This window comes from Nonomuraea sp. IBHARD001, assembly GCF_056106265.1.
Genome location: NZ_JBWBBW010000002.1, coordinates 4,483,130 through 4,499,126 on the forward strand (window position 1 = coordinate 4,483,130; position 15,997 = coordinate 4,499,126).

Annotated in this window: 13 protein-coding genes; 4 read left to right on the forward strand and 9 right to left on the reverse strand. The window is 65.1% G+C overall.

Annotation, left to right across the window (positions count from 1 at the left end; all coding sequences use genetic code 11):
- Positions 1-5: 5 nt before the first annotated feature.
- Positions 6-1,136: an acyl-CoA dehydrogenase family protein gene (locus ACTWNK_RS22585; protein ID WP_474306458.1), complete on the reverse strand. Its 1,131-nt coding sequence runs from the start codon at positions 1,134-1,136 to the stop codon at positions 6-8.
- A 279-nt stretch (positions 1,137-1,415) separates the two neighbouring features.
- A complete protein-coding gene (locus ACTWNK_RS22590) occupies positions 1,416-3,077 on the reverse strand; it encodes an ApeA N-terminal domain 1-containing protein (protein WP_474310954.1) in 1,662 nt (553 codons plus the stop codon).
- Between the two features lie 336 nt (positions 3,078-3,413).
- Here ACTWNK_RS22590 and ACTWNK_RS22595 point away from each other — a divergent pair, with 336 nt between their 5' ends.
- Both ACTWNK_RS22595 and ACTWNK_RS22600 read left to right on the forward strand, forming a co-directional pair.
- Positions 3,414-6,554, forward strand: a complete 3,141-nt coding sequence (locus tag ACTWNK_RS22595; protein WP_474306459.1) for a DEAD/DEAH box helicase — start codon at positions 3,414-3,416, stop codon at positions 6,552-6,554.
- A gap of 31 nt (positions 6,555-6,585) precedes the next feature.
- A complete protein-coding gene (locus ACTWNK_RS22600) occupies positions 6,586-7,152 on the forward strand; it encodes a restriction endonuclease (RefSeq protein ID WP_474306460.1) in 567 nt (188 codons plus the stop codon).
- A gap of 200 nt (positions 7,153-7,352) precedes the next feature.
- On the opposite strand, the gene ACTWNK_RS22605 is transcribed toward ACTWNK_RS22600, so the two are convergent.
- Positions 7,353-7,655 carry a transposase gene (locus tag ACTWNK_RS22605; RefSeq protein ID WP_474306461.1) on the reverse strand — a complete coding sequence of 101 codons (303 nt, stop codon included), beginning with the start codon at positions 7,653-7,655 and terminating at the stop codon, positions 7,353-7,355.
- Positions 7,656-7,807: 152 nt separating this feature from the next.
- Here ACTWNK_RS22605 and ACTWNK_RS22610 point away from each other — a divergent pair, with 152 nt between their 5' ends.
- Entirely contained in the window at positions 7,808-8,083 is a 276-nt protein-coding gene (locus ACTWNK_RS22610; protein WP_474306462.1) for a helix-turn-helix transcriptional regulator, read from the forward strand.
- Between the two features lie 12 nt (positions 8,084-8,095).
- Here the strand turns inward: ACTWNK_RS22610 and ACTWNK_RS22615 are convergent, their stop codons facing one another.
- Genes ACTWNK_RS22615 through ACTWNK_RS22635 form a run of 5 tightly spaced genes read right to left on the reverse strand, consistent with a single transcriptional unit; the run spans position 8,096 to position 13,549 of the window.
- Complete coding sequence (locus ACTWNK_RS22615) at positions 8,096-9,070, reverse strand: hypothetical protein (protein WP_474306463.1); 975 nt, start codon at positions 9,068-9,070, stop codon at positions 8,096-8,098.
- Positions 9,063-9,788, reverse strand: a complete 726-nt coding sequence (locus ACTWNK_RS22620; RefSeq protein ID WP_474306464.1) for a hypothetical protein — start codon at positions 9,786-9,788, stop codon at positions 9,063-9,065. The genes ACTWNK_RS22615 and ACTWNK_RS22620 overlap by 8 nt, the downstream gene beginning before the upstream one ends.
- The gene (locus tag ACTWNK_RS22625; protein WP_474306465.1) at positions 9,772-11,253 is read right to left on the reverse strand and encodes a hypothetical protein; all 1,482 of its coding nucleotides are present in this window, start codon (positions 11,251-11,253) and stop codon (positions 9,772-9,774) included. Before ACTWNK_RS22625 ends, ACTWNK_RS22620 begins: the two co-directional genes overlap by 17 nt.
- A gap of 32 nt (positions 11,254-11,285) precedes the next feature.
- Complete coding sequence (locus tag ACTWNK_RS22630) at positions 11,286-12,056, reverse strand: AAA family ATPase (RefSeq protein ID WP_474306466.1); 771 nt, start codon at positions 12,054-12,056, stop codon at positions 11,286-11,288.
- Positions 12,053-13,549, reverse strand: a complete 1,497-nt coding sequence (locus ACTWNK_RS22635) for a transposase (protein WP_474306467.1) — start codon at positions 13,547-13,549, stop codon at positions 12,053-12,055. Before ACTWNK_RS22635 ends, ACTWNK_RS22630 begins: the two co-directional genes overlap by 4 nt.
- A gap of 840 nt (positions 13,550-14,389) precedes the next feature.
- On the opposite strand from ACTWNK_RS22635, the gene ACTWNK_RS22640 reads away from it, so the two are divergent.
- Positions 14,390-15,115, forward strand: a complete 726-nt coding sequence (locus ACTWNK_RS22640) for a DUF4158 domain-containing protein (protein ID WP_474310955.1) — start codon at positions 14,390-14,392, stop codon at positions 15,113-15,115.
- Between the two features lie 170 nt (positions 15,116-15,285).
- Here ACTWNK_RS22640 and ACTWNK_RS22645 read toward each other — a convergent pair whose 3' ends face one another.
- Positions 15,286-15,804 (reverse strand): flavodoxin, encoded by a 519-nt coding sequence (locus ACTWNK_RS22645; RefSeq protein WP_474306468.1) that lies wholly within the window; start codon positions 15,802-15,804, stop codon positions 15,286-15,288.
- Positions 15,805-15,997: the final 193 nt, after the last annotated feature.

The following is a 15,997-nucleotide window of genomic DNA, read 5'->3' on the forward strand; positions in this document are numbered from 1 at the left end:
GCCCCCTAGAACAGCGGAAGGCCGAGAGTGGCCCTGCCGACGAAGTCGTGCAGCGCCTCGGTGGTCGGCGCCATCACCCTGGCTGCGAGCGCGTCACGGAACAGCCGCTCGACACCCGTTGACCTGCGGAATGCCGATCCGCCGCACAGGCGCATCACCCCGTCGGCGACTTCGGCGGCCGCCTCGCCCGCCACCGCCTTGGCCTGCAGCACGCGAAGCGTTGCATCCGCCCGGCCCGAGCCCAGTGCGGCCAGTGTGTCGTCGCGGAAGGTCCTGGCCGCGTCGGCCTGCGTACGCAGCTGGGCGAACCTGACCCGCTGCAACGGTTGCTCGGCCAGCGTCTGGTCCAGGTGCTCAAGCCGCGTGCTCACCAGATGATCGGCCGCAGCGCTCACCAGCGCCTCCATCAGCCCGATCGAGAACGACGCGTTGAGCACAAGGAAGAACGGCAACGCCGACTGCAGCGCGAGATCGAGCCCCGCCCCGTCGGTCCCGAGCAGAGCCTCGCGCCCCACGCTGACGGCCTGGGCCTTGACCGGGTTGGAAGCATTGCCTCGCAGCCCGAACCCGTCGAAAGGCCCGCGAACGTCGAGCCCTGCAGCGCCGCTGGGCACGAGCCAGAGGCTCATCGGCCCATCGGCGGCCAGCGGCCTGCTGGACCACACATAGCTGTCGGCCTCACCCGCCGCCGTCACCCAGCTCTTGTCCGCGTCGAGGCGCACGTGCTGCCCGTCGGCGGTCGCAGTGCCGAGCGGTGCCCAGAAGTGGCTGCGCGAGCCGGCCTCGGAGAAGGCGAGCGTGGTCAGATGCTCGTTTCGGGCGATCACCTCGCGGGCCGCCTTGCTTCCGTGCGCCTCCACCAGTGCTGTGGCCGCGTAGTGCATCAAGACGACCATCGCCGTGGAACCACACGCACCTGCCAGTCGCTCGACGACATGAGCGGCCTGCGCCATGCCCACGCCGCGCCCGCCCACCTCCTCGGCACTGATCAGCCCCAGCAGTCCGGCCTTGGCCAGCGCGTCGACACTGGCACGAGGAAAGGAGCCGGCACGGTCGACCTCGGCGGCCTGTGGGGCGATGGTGGATTCGATGACGGAGTCCAGAGCCGCGACATGCTCGGAGTTCTCAGAGGACATGGCTAATCACCACTTTCGGGGGGTTGGTGGTCGATAGCTGCAGGTCTTCATTTGTGTACACACAAATAGCCGGACAATGGTCTGCCATCCGTGCCGACGGGAATATCTCCGCTTTAGAGCGCGGCATCCATGCGACTGGATACCTCTTGCCGAGCCTACGCAAGCCTTCCGTTAGCGTCAACTGTCAGAAGAGGCGGGCACCTCCTGCGTCGAAGTGAATTTCATTCGCCTTTGTTGGCGGATGGGGTAGATGTGAATAGCGCCACATTTCATCATTTGTCAGGAGTTCGATGCGCTGTCGCCCGACTGCGGTTCAGCTGATGCGGAGCGGGGCCCTGCTGTACAGGTCCACGTCCACGCCCACCCCGCTTTACGCGAGGCCAGGCATCTCTCATGAGTCGTGACCGGGAGCGGTTGAGTATTGCCGGATCCAGAAGTGGGCTCTGTCGGAGCGTGGGTCGGAGCATAGATTTCTGGCACCCAACGGGCAGCCTGCCGCAGCAGGTCGCCATAAGGGCGATATTGCATCACCTGTTGCCGCAGAATCGACGATTCAACCCCCGCTTCCAGCAGCAGCACTCCGGTGATTACCCAGCGCAGCGTCCGGAGTAATACGCCGCGTTCCCGCCACACCTCTTCCGCCAGGGCCGCACCTTCACCTGGAAGGCGATGCGCAAATCCGTTGCGCACTTTCGTGATACGCCGTTCCCACAGCCCGGTGGTGTCAGTCCCGTTCTCTGTCGCCGCACCCGCGATACCGGGTAGCGCCTGATGAGCCAGCTGGGCGAGCAGGGCGAGACGTTCCTTGTAGGAGGGGGCGTCGATGTGGGCCAGCGCCTCCTGCACTCTCTGGCGCATCTCCTGCTCGACAGCACGGCTCGCACTGCGCCGGACTCTCGTGTGCTGGCCCGGGGTCATCACTCGTGCGCCTGGCCGCAGGATGCGGTGCAATCCCTCGGCCGCGACTGTCATGTCCAACAGCTGGTTGTCCAGCGTCCTGCCCGTGGGCCGGGCGAGCTCGGTCACCAAGCCGGGCACAGGGGTGAGGCGAGCTGCGATCTGCAGCCACTGAGCCAGGTGCTGCATGTTCAGCTCCCTGCGGCTCAGCAGAACCAGATGGTGGTCGAGCAGGTAGGAGGAGGGCTCGGCCATCTGGGGATGCCTCAGCTGCAGCCATTCGCGCTCGCGCTCGCAGAAGACCTTCACCCACACCGGTGGGCAGTACACATCCATCCCAAGGGTGAGGATCTCCGACATCGGCAGCACGAACCGCTGCCACACCTCGTCCACCGTCCAGCCTGCGGCGACCTCAAGCCGCAACTCGGCGATGCGGGCAAGCCCCGCGCCGACCTGGCTCGGCTCCTCCACGTCCACCTGCGCGCTCAGCGTCAGCCGCCCGCCGAGAGCGGGAACCTCGACAACCGAGTCAGGGGGTGCCTCATAGGCCAGCGTGATGCGGCGCCAGTCCCGGCTGCGCTCCATCGCCAGACCACGCAGTCCCGCCCATGTATCCAGATGCCTGAGCCGGATCCGCACCTGCCGGAATTCGGTGCTGCTGCCTGCCTGATGAGGTCCGATGAGGGCATAGTCCGCCGTCCACTGCTCCTCGCCCGGATCGTCGGCCGTGCCGCCGAGAACGTAGCTGCGCCCCACACGGCGGGCGCCGACGAGTGTCACCCGGAGCGAAGGGGTGCGCAGCATGCCATGGACGGTCGTTGTCAGGGATCGTTCGCTCCGGTCAGCCGGCTCGGCCACCGTCACGGACGCGCCCGGCGGTATCGCCGGCACAACGTCGGGGATCAGCGGATCGGCAAGCGTGAGTTCTGGCCGCGTCCCGGAAAAGTCCAGCCAGCCGCCTACGCTCTCCCCGGAACCAGGAATCCAAAATCGCCCCGATGCTCCTCTATCGTCTCCCATGCACAGCAAGCTACGACGGAGCATCACCCGACAAAGGTGGATTCGCCGAACTCCGCCGACAGACGACAGACGACAGACAACAGGAAAGGAACATCGCACTGCGGATCTGCCACCTTCGGTTTTCCGGGTACCGCTTGGGAGATTCGTTCATGAACGGGACGCGTGCTGCCTGTCGGGCGATCACACCTTCGCGCAGGCCCTGCCTGCTGCGACTCCCCCTGCTAAGGTGTGCTCCTGTCGCGAGCCCGGCAGGGGCGAGTTCGGCAAAGCGCGGACCGGGCCGCGATCTGCCCGGCCAGTACTTTCGATCATGCGCGACACCGTGAGGCAGTTCGTGCCTGTCTGATCATGAGGTCGGAAATGCCAGGCGATAAGGGGGCCAGTCGGCAATTTCGTGGGCTTTTCATCGGCGTTGACCGATACCGTTCACACCGCATTCGCCGCTTGGCATCCGCCGTACGCGACGCGAGGGCCCTGCATGCCATCTTCTCGGACAACCTAGGTGGCAGCAGCGAGTTGCTCGTCAACGCCGATGCGACCCGTGCGGCAGTCGTGGCAGCTCTTGTGGAGCTGCGTAGTGCCTGCACGAAGGACGACATCGTCGTCGTGGCCTTTTCCGGGCACGGATCCGACACCCATCAACTGGTGACATATGACGCCGACCCGGCCCAGCTATCGTCCACCACACTGTCGCTTGAGGAGTTCACGGACCTGGTGAGCGCCATCCCAGCCCGTCAACTCGTGGTCGTCCTGGATTGCTGCTTCTCGGGCGGCGCCGGGGCGAAGGTTCTCAACGCCCCCCTCGCCCCCCGCGGCGGCGAGGGATTGCCCTTGTCCACCACTGCTCGGCTGGAGAAGCTGGCCGGGGTGGGGCGGCTCATTCTGACCGCCTCGGCCGGTGATCAGGAAGCCTGGGAGGATCCACGACTCGGTCACGGGCTGCTGACCTACCATCTGCTGCAGGCTCTGCTGGGATCGGCGGGCGCTAGCCAGGACCACGTCGCCCTGTACGAGCTTTTGGGGTATGTGGTACGCGAGGTCAAAGCAAAGGCGTCTGGGACGGTCGCGGCGAAACAGGAGCCGAGCCTACGCGGGCAGGTGGACGGCGAGCTGGTGTGGCCCCTCTTCACACCCACTGGCCCGCTGTACTCGGCCCTGTGTCCACCATCTGCGAAATCGCCGGCCACCGCAAGGCTGTCGAGCCTGAGCGAGCACGGCATTCCGCCGTCGGTCCTGGAAGCTTGGGCGAGCAGATTTGAGGGTCTCAACTCGCTGCAGCTCGCCGCGATCAATGAAGGCGGTCTCCTGAGGGGCGTCAACCTGCTTGTCTCGGCCCCCACCTCCTCAGGCAAGACCATGGTGGGCGAACTGGCCGCCATGCGAGCTGCCCGAAGTGGAGGGCGGACGGTGTTCCTGTTGCCGACCAAAGCACTGGTCAATGAGCAACACCGGAAGTTCACCAGCACCTACGGCCCATTGGGACTGCAGACGATCCGCGCCACCGGCGAAACCAGCGACGACATCCCCGCTCTGCTGCGAGGACAGTTCGATCTAGCCCTGCTGACATATGAGAAGTTCGCAGGCCTCGCCCTTGGGAACGCCCACCTGCTCAAGATGTTGTCCGTCGTAGTGATCGATGAGGTGCAGACGATCGTCGATCGCGGGCGCGGCGGCTACCTCGAGTTCCTGCTGACCTTGCTGAGGGTGCGCCGGGCAGCCGGTGTCGCGCCTCAGATCGTGGCGCTTTCCGCGGTGCTCGGCGATCTGAACGGGCTGAACAGCTGGCTCGACGCCAAGGTGATCCGCCGCACCGAGCGTCCCGTTCCCCTGTTAGAAGGCGTCCTCGGCCCCGACGGCATGCACCGTCACCTCGCCGTGGACGGCTCGGAGATGTCCGAATCCCTGATCCCCCCTCCACCCTGGGTGGAGCGCAACCGCGACCTGGTCATTCCGCTGGTGGCCAAGCTGGTCGGCGACGGCCAGCAAGTGATCGTCTTTCGCAGCACCCGCGGCGCCGCCCGCAGCTGCGCGAACTATCTTGCAGAAGCTCTGCGCCTTCCTCCCGCCACGTCGACACTGGAAGTCCTGGCTGGCGGGGATCAAAGCGCAGTCTTGGCCCAACTTCGCCGCTGTCTGGGCGGCGGTGTCGCCTTTCACATCTCAGATTTGGCCCGCGACGAGAAGATCGCCCTGGAAGAGCAGTTCCGTGCTCCTGGCAGCGAGATTCGCGTTCTCGTCTCAACAACGACGCTGGCACAAGGTGTCAATCTGCCTGCCGAGACCGTCGTCATCGTCGAACTGGATCACCCTGGCCCTCAAAGGACGCTGACCCCCTATACCGTCGCCGAGTACAAGAACATCGCGGGCCGGGCCGGACGTCTCGGGCTCAGCAAAAGCGGTCGCTCGATCCTGATCGTCAGAGGCGACATCGCCGCCCAGCACCATTGGAGCCGCTACGTCACGGGTTCCCCGGAAGATCTGCACTCCCAGCTGCTGGACGTGCAGCAGGACCTGTATACCCTCGTCCTGCGGATCGTGAGTGTCGCGTCGCACCGCGAAGGCGCCGACGTGCTGAGCGTCGATGACGTGGTGGCATTCCTCGCCGACAGCTTCGCCGCCCATCAGCGTCGCCTGTCCGGCGAGCCGGCCCCGTTCACGCCGCAAGCCGTGTCACAGACACTGGCCGAACTGATCGATGCGGAGCTGCTGGCCGCTACCACGTCAGGGCTGGCCCTGACGGAGCTGGGCACCTATGTGGCACAAAGCGGCTTGAAAGTGTCCTCGGCCGTACGGGTTACGCGTGCGCTGCGAAGTGTTCAACCCTCGCATCTCAATCGCGCCACATTGATCGCCGCCGCACAGCTCACCGACGAGTTGGACGACGTGCGCATTCGCGTCAATCACCGAGGCTGGCGCCCAGAGCTGCAAACCTTCTTCGGCGAACTGGAGCGACATGGGCTTGCCGCCCCCGTCTTCAACGCCCTTCACACCGGCCCCTCGCAGACGATCGGCATCGCTCGAGCCAAACGCGCGGTGGCATGCCTGCTTTGGATGGGCGGTGTGCAGATCGGGACGATCGAGACACTGCTCATGCGGCACCTGCCGGGCAACGATGCGGCCGGGCCCGCCCGCGCCGTCGCCGACCGCACACAAGGACTCATCGGCGCCGTCGTTGAGATCGCGCGCTGCCTGCATCCGAGCGCCCAGTTGGATGAGCTCGCGGCCCTGCTCCCCGTACAGCTCGAATTCGGCATCCCCGCCGAACTGGTCCCGCTGGCTGTGCACACCGACGGCGCCTTGGGCCGGATGGACTTCCTGCGCCTGCGCGAACAGGACCTGATCGACCCTGCGGCCATCCTCGACAGCGACGACGCGACCTTGCTGGCGTGCATCGGCGGCAGCGTGATCCGGCTGGCTCAGCTACGCCGCGCGGCGACAGCGGCGCAGGGCGACGGGGGACAGATCGACTTCTCCGACGTCCTGCCTGCCTCCGTGGACTAAGAACAACAGCCCCCGAGTGAGGACAACAATCATGACTAGCGACCCTGTGGCGATCACTCTTGGCAATGACGAAGACCACTGGCCCACGTTCAAGCTCGGGCCGACCGAGTATGAACGGGCCGTGGAGAAGATCGCAATGTCGATCAGTCCAGAAGTCCGTGACTGGCGCGTGCAGCACCTTGACACCATCGCGGCACCTGACGGCGAATACATCATCGATGTGAGCCTCCGCTTCCAGGTTGCGGGAATGGACTTCCTTGTCCTGTTCGAGTGCAAGCGTCACGCCACTCCGGTCAAGCGCGAACATGTTCAGATACTGCACTCGAAGATGAAGTCGATCGGGGCGCACAAAGGCGTCGTCGTGGCTGCGTCCGGGTTTCAGAGCGGAGCGCTAAGATATGCCAAAGCGCACGGCATCGCCTGCGTGCGCCTGGTTGACGACGCCTGGACCTACGAGTCGCGAACGATGTCCGCCGCACACCATTCCCCGACTGGGGTGTACACGGCTTATGTGATCACCCACGACGATGACGACTATGCGTTCACCGTCGTCGGCGATCGCCAGGATGACGCCCGCCGGCTCCTGCTGGGGACCTGAATCATCACCGTTGGAGCCCCAGGCGTGATGCGCTCGCACTGACGGCGGCGGGTGCGTGGGGTCGACCAGGCCGAATAGGGCTCCTCGCCATTTGGGAAGCTCTCAGCGCCGTCCCGTCGGTGATCGCTGCCGAGCTGGTGCATCGGCGCGTCGAACGAACTCCTGGAGCTCGCCGCATGTCGTGCCTGCCTGCGAGGATCTCACACTGATGTGTGCAGCTCCGCGGCGAACAGTGCGCTGGCCGCGCGCAGGATCTGGTTGGTCCGCCTCAGCTCAGCGTTCTCCTTGCGCAGGCTCTGCAGTTCGGTCACCGGAATGGTGACCAGTGCATCCTGTTTCTTGTTGCGGCTTGCCTCATCCTCTCGGATCCAGGTCCGCAGAGCTTCGCGGTGCACCCCGAGGTGCGCGGCCAGACCGCTGATGGACGGCCTCGGATCGGTCTCCCGGTACAGGCGTATCGCCTGCAGCCTCAACGCGTCGGAGTACTTTCTCGCTGCGGGCACCCGGCTCCTCCTCATTCGGACTGCACCGCGTGCCGGGACTGGCACTCCCTCACGGCGGACAGCCAGCCGGAAGGCAACCGGCCTGGTCACCCTCCGTTAGATGTACCAAGCATGGTACAGACTTACGGCGCAGTACATACCAGTTTTGGTACGTGCCATCCGCGATCACTCCTCGGCTCGTTGAGCTGCGCAGACAGTTCGGTCTGCGGCTCCGCGAGCTGCGCGAGATGCGCGGATTCACCCAAGAGCAGCTGGGCGAAATCGCGGATGTCGACCGAAAGACAGTCAATCGCATCGAGAATGGCGCTTACAGTCCGTTGCTGGACCATGTGTTCCGGATCTCCGATGCCCTTCAGGTTCCTGCCGTAGAACTGTTTCGGACCGCTCAGGCTGCACCAGGGACTTCCGGCGGCGATGACCTGCCATAGGCCTCGCTCTGCTCACCGCGACCGGATGGGCGCGATCGGTGTTGCATGGGATGCGCTCGCGCCCGCCGCCTGCCCGGACGAGGGCGTGCCCAGCACGGGTACGGCGTCAGAAGGAATCGCGATTCCAGCGTCGAGGAGCAGGTTGAGCAAGAGCTTGTTGAAGTGCAGGCGACTGAGACGCTGGTCTGGCGTGGTAGTGCCGCGCGGAACCGTGGCCAGGAGCGCTCCGCGCAGGAAAAGCGGTCGGCATGCCCGCCTGGCGGCACGTCGGGTGAGATAGGCGGCCAGGTGGGAGCGGGCAGGGGTGGGCAGCACTCGGGTCGGCGCTTTGGACGGCGTGCCGGGTCCTGTCCAGAGGGTGAGTTGATCGTCGAGGTCCGACAGGCCGAGCACCGAAGTCATGTCTGCGTTCACCAGGGCGTCGACGGACATGCCGGTTAAGAAGAGCAGGGAAACCGCCGCGCAGTCGCGCCAGGCCGCTTCCGACCTGTTTTGCTCTGCCTGCCAGACAGCTACCTCGACCACGGTAGCCGTGGCTGCAGCGCTCAGCAGCCACGGGTACGGCGTGGAAGGTGACTCGGTCTTCTTTTCGCGGACGGGCACGCGGATGCCGATGGTCGGGTTGCTTTCACATGCCTGACGGGAGACGAGATGCCGATACCATGACGAAACCGCAGACAGTCGCTGTTTTCCGACTCGGGCGTGTGAACCAACCCTCACCTGCTCGGATGACCCCTCCAGCCACGACGAGACCGCAAAAGCCGAGGCTTCGGCGGGATCCGCGCAGCAATACAGCCACCATGACGACAAGCTGTGGAGGTAACTCATACGGGTTGCCGTGGACTTGCCTTCCAGCCACGTCCACGTGAGGTTGATCAGTGTGCAGCGCCGTTCCAGTGTCATTTCCACGTTGACAAAAGCGGTGTCGAAGGCTGCCATCACACGCGCGCCGAGTTCCGATCCCGACCAGCGCGCCTCGTTACCCACGGCTTCGCCTTCGCGTCCCAGGGCGTTTGGACAGCCCCAAGGCAAACAACAGGTCGGGATGGGGAACGAGCCGGACTGGGTAGCTCCGCCAGCCTCGCGTCGGCGCCATGGCGCCTCCTTGTGCGGAGAGGTCCTCCGCGACGTCCCACGCCACCATCGGTGGACCCGGATGAGGCCCCAGCATATGGGCGCGTACCGCGAGCAGCATGACCGGAGCTTGGCCCGGATCCAGTGAATCCTCGTCGTCGTGCTTCAACGCCAGCGCCTGCTCGCGACGCTCAAACCAGTCCCATGTCGTGTCGTAGACCAGGCGGCCACCCCGACGCCGCACAGTCAGCCCTAGGGGCTGCAAGTGGGTGTAGAGCGCCGCAATTGCGCGGTCAAGGCGCCCGGGAGTCCATTTCCATGCGGCGAGGATGGTGCTCTCCGCCAGGCGTGGATGGCTTACCAGGGCCCCCGCCAGCGCGGCTGCGTCATTCAGCGAATCAGTGCCGTCGTCCCTGGCCTGGACGGAGGTGAGAAGCTCGTCAACAGTGACTGACAAAGCCTCAGCCAGAGTGACGAGTTGCTGTGCGCTGAGCGCTTCCAGGCCTATCTCTCGCATCAGGGCCGATTCGTTTCCGCTCTGCATCCCCAAACGTGCGGCAATCGTCTCCCGTGCAACTCCTTGCGCTGCTGCGATCCGCCAGACATGGTGCAGATCAAGTCTGCGGGACATGAAAGCCCTCCTCCCTGCCTGGGCTCCGGTGCAGGTTGTCATGCAACGAATCGGCGACCCACGCACATCGTGTGCGTAACTGCCACGTCGCGCTTCTGTCGTCATGACGCGTCCATACCGGCATATCCAGGCCCACACGCTCAGCGTCCAGGCGCAGCTGCTGCGTGCTCATCACCATCTGTTCGGTAAGAAGGTGCTGCTGGTGTGGGGCGAGCGGAGACAGAGGAGTAGCTGTGGAGGAGTGCAGGAACCAGAAGTACAGGCGAGCCGCCTCCATCACATCGCGTGCGACACCTGGCACAGGAAAGACGAAGGGCACATCCCGCCTCCAGCCGGTAGTCCACAGGCGCACAGCCAGCTGAGAGGCGTCGGGAGACAGATCCTCAAGCACAACCGATCCCAGCTCAGCCGGAGATAGACCTGTGAATAACACAGAAGCCAGGGCCGCAGCACGAACGGGATCGCTTAGATATCCACGAATCAGCTCAACGCTGTCCGCTGTCAGAATCGCTTCGCCGAACCCAGCGCCGCCATAGACGGCAGGATCGCCGGGCGGTGACAGCAGCAGCCCGTGGCGAAGAAAGCCGGCCTCGGCACCCCGAAGCATGATCAATGAGTGATCAGCCGATGGACTGCCCAGCATGAGCGCGACCAAATAGTTGTGCAAAGCGACAGTGTCGCTCCAGGAGAACGGATAATAGACCAGGACACCGGCACCATCTTGTTGAGGCAGCGCCGGCGAGGCCTGGGGCCCGTCGCCCCTGGCGCGCGGTACAGGTTCGGAGTGATAGTGCGCGTGCCCGGTCAAGAACGCGCACGCCGAATCCATGCCGTACCGATACAAGGTGTCAGCGTCAGCGAAATCCTCGGAGCCGAACTGGCGGTAGAGCTCTGCGCGAAATCGGGTGAGCGAGCTGGTGGGAACCGGCGGAAGCGCTCGCGCCAAAACGTGGTTGACGTGATCGGGGTCGGTGATCGCCGCCTTGCAGTACATGGGCAGGGAGGCTGGTTCGACCCTGAGCATGTGCCTGCCGCGCCTCTGATCAAAGGCGTGCTGCACATCGTCCAAAACCGTGATGACAGCCGACGGTAGGACGTCATGCCAGCTGAGCGGCGGTCGGTCGTGCCACACCAGGCGCAGGGCGGCCCCCGTCTCCGCAGTGAGCTGAACCAGGCGGGCCAGGGCGGGCTTGGACAGCAGATGCGTGCGCAGAACGATGATCTCGCTGATGCGATACGCGCCCACCCAGGCCGCCACCTGCTGCCAGGCTCTGCTGGGCAACTTGGACTCCGCATCGGTTCCTACGCGCTTTCCCAGGGCCGTCAGCAGATCGTGGGCCAGCGCGATCAGAGCGCGCGTGCCGACTGTGGGATGCACGGTGATCAGCCCGTGTTCCAGGTTGTGGACGGTCAGGGCCCGGCGCGTCACTGCACTGTCGTCTTCTTGATCAAGCACGATCGTCACCGCCGCCACATGTGCCTGTCCAGCGTCGCCGCTCATGAGATGCCACCGAGCTTGCTGAACACCCAGGCCAAGACTTCCTCGTCGATGGTGTCGCGTTCCAAGCGCTTGAGCGCCCGGCTGGCAAAGGCGGTGATCGTGGCCCAGAGCCGGAAGTTGCCGTGCGCCGCGTGCGTGTCGGTATAGACAATGAGATCCGGATCTGCGCTCCGCCAGATCCCGTGATACTCGGGTATGACACGCCTGACCTCGTCTCGCGACAGGCGGCGCAACTCCTGCCAGATGGCGATACGCGAGGCCAGCATAGGCTCTCGTCGCAGGACCTGGTAGCAGGTGTCACCCCCGACAAAAACAATGGCGATCTGGGTTTTCGGGTCATCCCACAGATGCCGCCACAGCTCGAAACACTCGCGCGAAAGCCATTGCGCCTCATCACAGACCAAGACCCGGAACTCTTGCCTGAGAACGTCCTTGAGCAGCCGGTCGAACTGGCCCGCCCTCCCGGGTTGTTTGCCTGGGATACCCAACCCCTCGAAGAGCACCTCGCGGATATCACGAGGATAGGGGTGTGAGCGAAACTGCACGCGCACAGCTTGCTCGGGTGCCAGGTCACGCAGCGCTTCGTTGACCGACAACGTCTTACCCACGCCTGCGTCCCCGTGCAGGCACATCATCGCCCGAAGATCGATCACCTCGCGCAGGTTCTCTTTCGTCGTGAGCAGTCCCTCTGTTGCGATCAGGCTGGCGTTACGCAACCGCAGGTGATGATCATCGGGGCCCGGGATTCCGGAGAATCCGGTGTTCACGAAGACTCCGTATGCTCGCTGGAGTCGGCCGCATCCGCGTGCTTGGGAACCACCCAGCGAAAACTGGGTTCCGGCAAGGGGAACAGATCAGGGCGAGTGACGGGCTTCAGCGGACGATAGGAGTTGTCCAGTTCGGCGTGGGCCTCCGCCGCAGTCATACTGCCCAGCACTCGGGGCGGCTGGGCGACAGTGGCCGCCTCGAACCGCACGCGACGCTGGCGCGCTGCCCTACGCAGGGTCTGGGTGAGCTCCTTCTGAGCGGAGCGGCGCGCGGCCAGCACCTCCCTCTGCTGCTGGCGGGTTGCGGCGTTCGACAGGAACGCCGGCCCCAGATGGGCACCGCTCACCGCGTCGAAAACCTCGATCTCATGGTCGTGGTGTGGCATGTACCGCAGACGAACCCGTCGGCCGTCATTGGCCGAGCCGTTCATCCACGGCCCCACGTACATGCGCGTACGCCACTGAACACCATCAGGACGGATCACCCGTACCCGGCCGTCGTCCTCCAGCATCATGAGTCGCAGATCAGCAGAAGGAACGGTTTCCAACGGTGTCGGGTCTTCCAGCCACGCCTGCTGCGGCGTACGTCCACCCAGCACCGGTTTGGGGATGAGTGTGTTCCACTCCTGCACCCATTCCAGCAACAACCCCACAAAGGCTTCGAACATCAGCGCGGGCGCATCCGGATCCACCGGTTGGCCGCCCTGGAGCCGAGCCTGATGGGTGTATCGCGGGAGCGAGCACAGGAACATCTCGTCCACCGCGTGATTCAACTCCTCAACCACCCCCTTCAACCATGGGCTGTATCCGGGCAGATCGCCAACCACGACACCGAAGCGGGCCAACGCCTGTTTGACGGCATTGGACAGGAAGTCCTTGCCCCGATCCACGCGGATCGCAGCGGGCAGACCCCCGAAGGGCCCGAGCGGCGCCTCGTTCACGATCGCGCTACGTAACGCGACCAGCACGCTCTCCCGGGAAGGATAGGTAGGGGTAACAGCCAGCCCGCAGATGGCGTTGGTCGCATGGTCGACAAACCATGTGACCCACGGTTTGTGGAGTTCTCCTTCGACGTCCACCTCTATGGAGAGCTGCTTGTGATCTCCTTCCCAGACGAGATTGCGATGGCTCTTGTCCTCGTGCCCGGGACCCTTGGGCCGCTGCAGCCAGATGTCGTGGGCGCGACGCGCCTTCTCGCCTTTCCTCAGCCCGGCTCTTTCCCCTGACGACAGATCACGTCGGATCGCCCGATGTGGGGTCGCCAAGCTCGGAACCTCGCCGCCATCTGCTTGCTGAATCAATCTGCGGTGCAGGTGAGAGGCGTTGCCACCCAACAAGGCCAGCTCAACTCGTAGCTCGTCGGTGATGGCGAATCGCCGCGACGGCTTCCGCTGGCAACGCCCCTCTTCGCGAGCGGCCTTCAGCCATCGCCACAGGGTTCTTTCGCTCACCCCTAACCAACTTCCGAGTACGCCGATGTGCTCGGGAGTCATCGCCCCTTTCTGGTGGAGTACGAGCAGACGTCGTGCAACCGGTCCGCGCAGCTCATGCAGTGGCTCGTCCCCAAAGCCGGGTGTAGGCCAAGCCATTGCAACCCACCCCAATCGCTCAAACTGTTCAGCAGTCGGCGTTCATCTCAGAAGTGACGCTCTGCACATCCACCACACAGGGAACATAACTCTAGAAAGTCATCCGACTCCATAGCGTCAACTGCTGCTGTTTCCGGACCACGGCACTCTCACCAACACGCCACACGTGCGTCGGCGACGTCCCCTGCTCGACCGGCTACACCCGGACCAAGCGGTCTACCTTTGCGACGACGTCAGCCGAGTTGCGTTCAATCCACTGCGGCGCATCATGCAACGCGGCAGGCTACTGACAGAGGCTGACGAACTGCTACTGACAGAAAGCTGCAGAATGCTACTGACACCAGGCGACGAATTTGAGCTGACAGAAGCATGCACAGTCACACCTGAGTAGCGTCAAGCTCGCCTATCGCCAGTCAGGCGACGTGCGCCCGAAGAGCAGGTGCCTTGAACGACAAGGGAACGACAAGGGTGAGATCGCGATCCGATCAACCGCGCCGCCGCCCGACTCGGCCGCAAGCCCCGGCGCGACCGGCTTGAGCGAGGATGCCGCTCGCCTGGTCGAGGGGCATGGCGAGCATCGGAACGGAAAGTCCCGTTAGCAGCGTCGCCAGCTAACTATTTGATCTTCTGCTCGTCCTGGCCGCTGAACCTGCCCTACTTTCGGCGGCTATGCCAGTTGAGTTCCTCAGTGATGACGAGGCCGCCGTCTACGGCCGGTTCTCGGGTGCTCCGTCGTAAGCGGAGCTGGAGCGGTTCTTCTTCCTCGACGACGCGGACCGGGCGTTGATCGCCGAACGGCGTGGGGCGCACCATCGTCTCGGCTTCGCTCTGCAAGTGACCACGGCCCGGTTCGTCGGCCGGTTCCTCACCGATCCACTGGATGTGCCCGGCGAGGTTCTGCACTACCTCGCCGACCAGCTCGGGATCGAGGACATGGCGCAGGTCGCTCGCTACACCGAACGCCGTAGCACGCCCTTCGAGCACCAGGAAGTGATCCGCGACGCCTACGCTTTGACGGACTTCTCCGAGGCCGAGGCGGACTTCATCGCCTGGGTAGACGCCCGGGCGTGGAACACCGGCGACGGCAAGAAGACGATCTTCTACGACGGGTTGACGTGGCTGCGCACCAAGAAGATCCTGCTGCCCGGCGTGACCACGCTGGCCCGGCTGGTGGCCCGGGTGCGCGATGAGGCCACCGACCGGCTCTACGACACCCTGTTGGAGGCGCTGACCCCGCGCCAGCGCACGATTCTGCAGATGCTGCTGGAGGTGCCGGACGGCAGGCGCGCCTCCGACCTGGAGCGCTGGCGCAAGGGCCCGGCTGTGACATCGGGCAAGAACCTGGAGAAGGCGCTGGAGCGCGCGGCTGTCGCCGTTCGTGCGCCAACACCTGAACGTGATCGGCACCTACTCCTTCGCTCTGCCGGACCTCGGCCCCGCCGGCGTCCGCCCGCTCCGCAACCCCGATGAACCGGATGGGGAGGACGACAGCCACTCGTGGTAGGCGCCCGTCGGCGTGCAGACGCATCCGGCCGGTGGACACGCGGGAGCAGGCGATCGACACCCCGCGCCCCTCGGTCCATATCACCTGGCCAAGCTCTCCCTGGCCGGGCTGGCTTAGATCGGCGCGAGGGCCGCAATCACGCGCGCGGCAGGCCGGTACGGCGGAGCCAGGCGTCAACGTCGGGGCCGCCACCGGAAACGGTTTCCCCTTGTACGGCTAGTCCTTCGCCGAGGGTGGCGCCGGGGCAGGAGGCGGCGTAGTCGGCTTCGGTGGTGCCCAGGCCGCTCATGGCGTAGGTGGTGAGGGGGTGGATGGTCTTGCCGGTGAAGTCGTACCGGTCGGTGAACGTCGTCATGATCATGGGTGCGCGGATGTTCCAGATGGGGCTGGCCAGCAGGACGATCTGGTAGCGGCCGAGGTCGGGCAGGCGGCCGGCGATGGCGGGGCGGGCGTCGGCGTTCTGCTCCTCGACGTTGCGGGCGACGGTCTGCTCGTAATCGTGGGGGTAGGGGTCGGCGGGCTGGATCCGGTAGACGTCGCAGTCCAGCCGGTCGCCGATCATCTGCGCGAGGACCTGGGTGTTGCCGACCTCGAGGTCGCGGCGGCCGCCTTTGTAGTAGTTCTCACCTGGCCGGGAGAAATAGGCCAGTAGCACCGTGCGGCCCGCCGCATACGGGCGCGGGCTCGCTGGCTGCGAGGACGGCCCAGCGTCCGGTTGGCCAGTCGGCCTGCCAGCGGGGCGGGGCCCGTCCCCGCAAGCGGTCGTGGTGATCATGGCGCCTCCCAGCAGCAGTGCGCCGCGCAGGACCTGGCGGCGATCGAGAGCGCGGGGGGAGCTGTGCATGGCA

Bases quoted from the DNA above. Each gene is read 5' to 3' on its own strand.
- ACTWNK_RS22585 (WP_474306458.1), bottom strand. From the start codon at position 1,136: ATGTCCTCTGAGAACTCCGAGCATGTCGCGGCTCTGGACTCCGTCATC.
- ACTWNK_RS22590 (WP_474310954.1), bottom strand. From the start codon at position 3,077: ATGCTCCGTCGTAGCTTGCTGTGCATGGGAGACGATAGAGGAGCATCG.
- ACTWNK_RS22595 (WP_474306459.1), top strand. From the start codon at position 3,414: ATGCCAGGCGATAAGGGGGCCAGTCGGCAATTTCGTGGGCTTTTCATC.
- ACTWNK_RS22600 (WP_474306460.1), top strand. From the start codon at position 6,586: ATGACTAGCGACCCTGTGGCGATCACTCTTGGCAATGACGAAGACCAC.
- ACTWNK_RS22620 (WP_474306464.1), bottom strand. From the start codon at position 9,788: ATGTCCCGCAGACTTGATCTGCACCATGTCTGGCGGATCGCAGCAGCG.
- ACTWNK_RS22635 (WP_474306467.1), bottom strand. From the start codon at position 13,549: ATGACTCCCGAGCACATCGGCGTACTCGGAAGTTGGTTAGGGGTGAGC.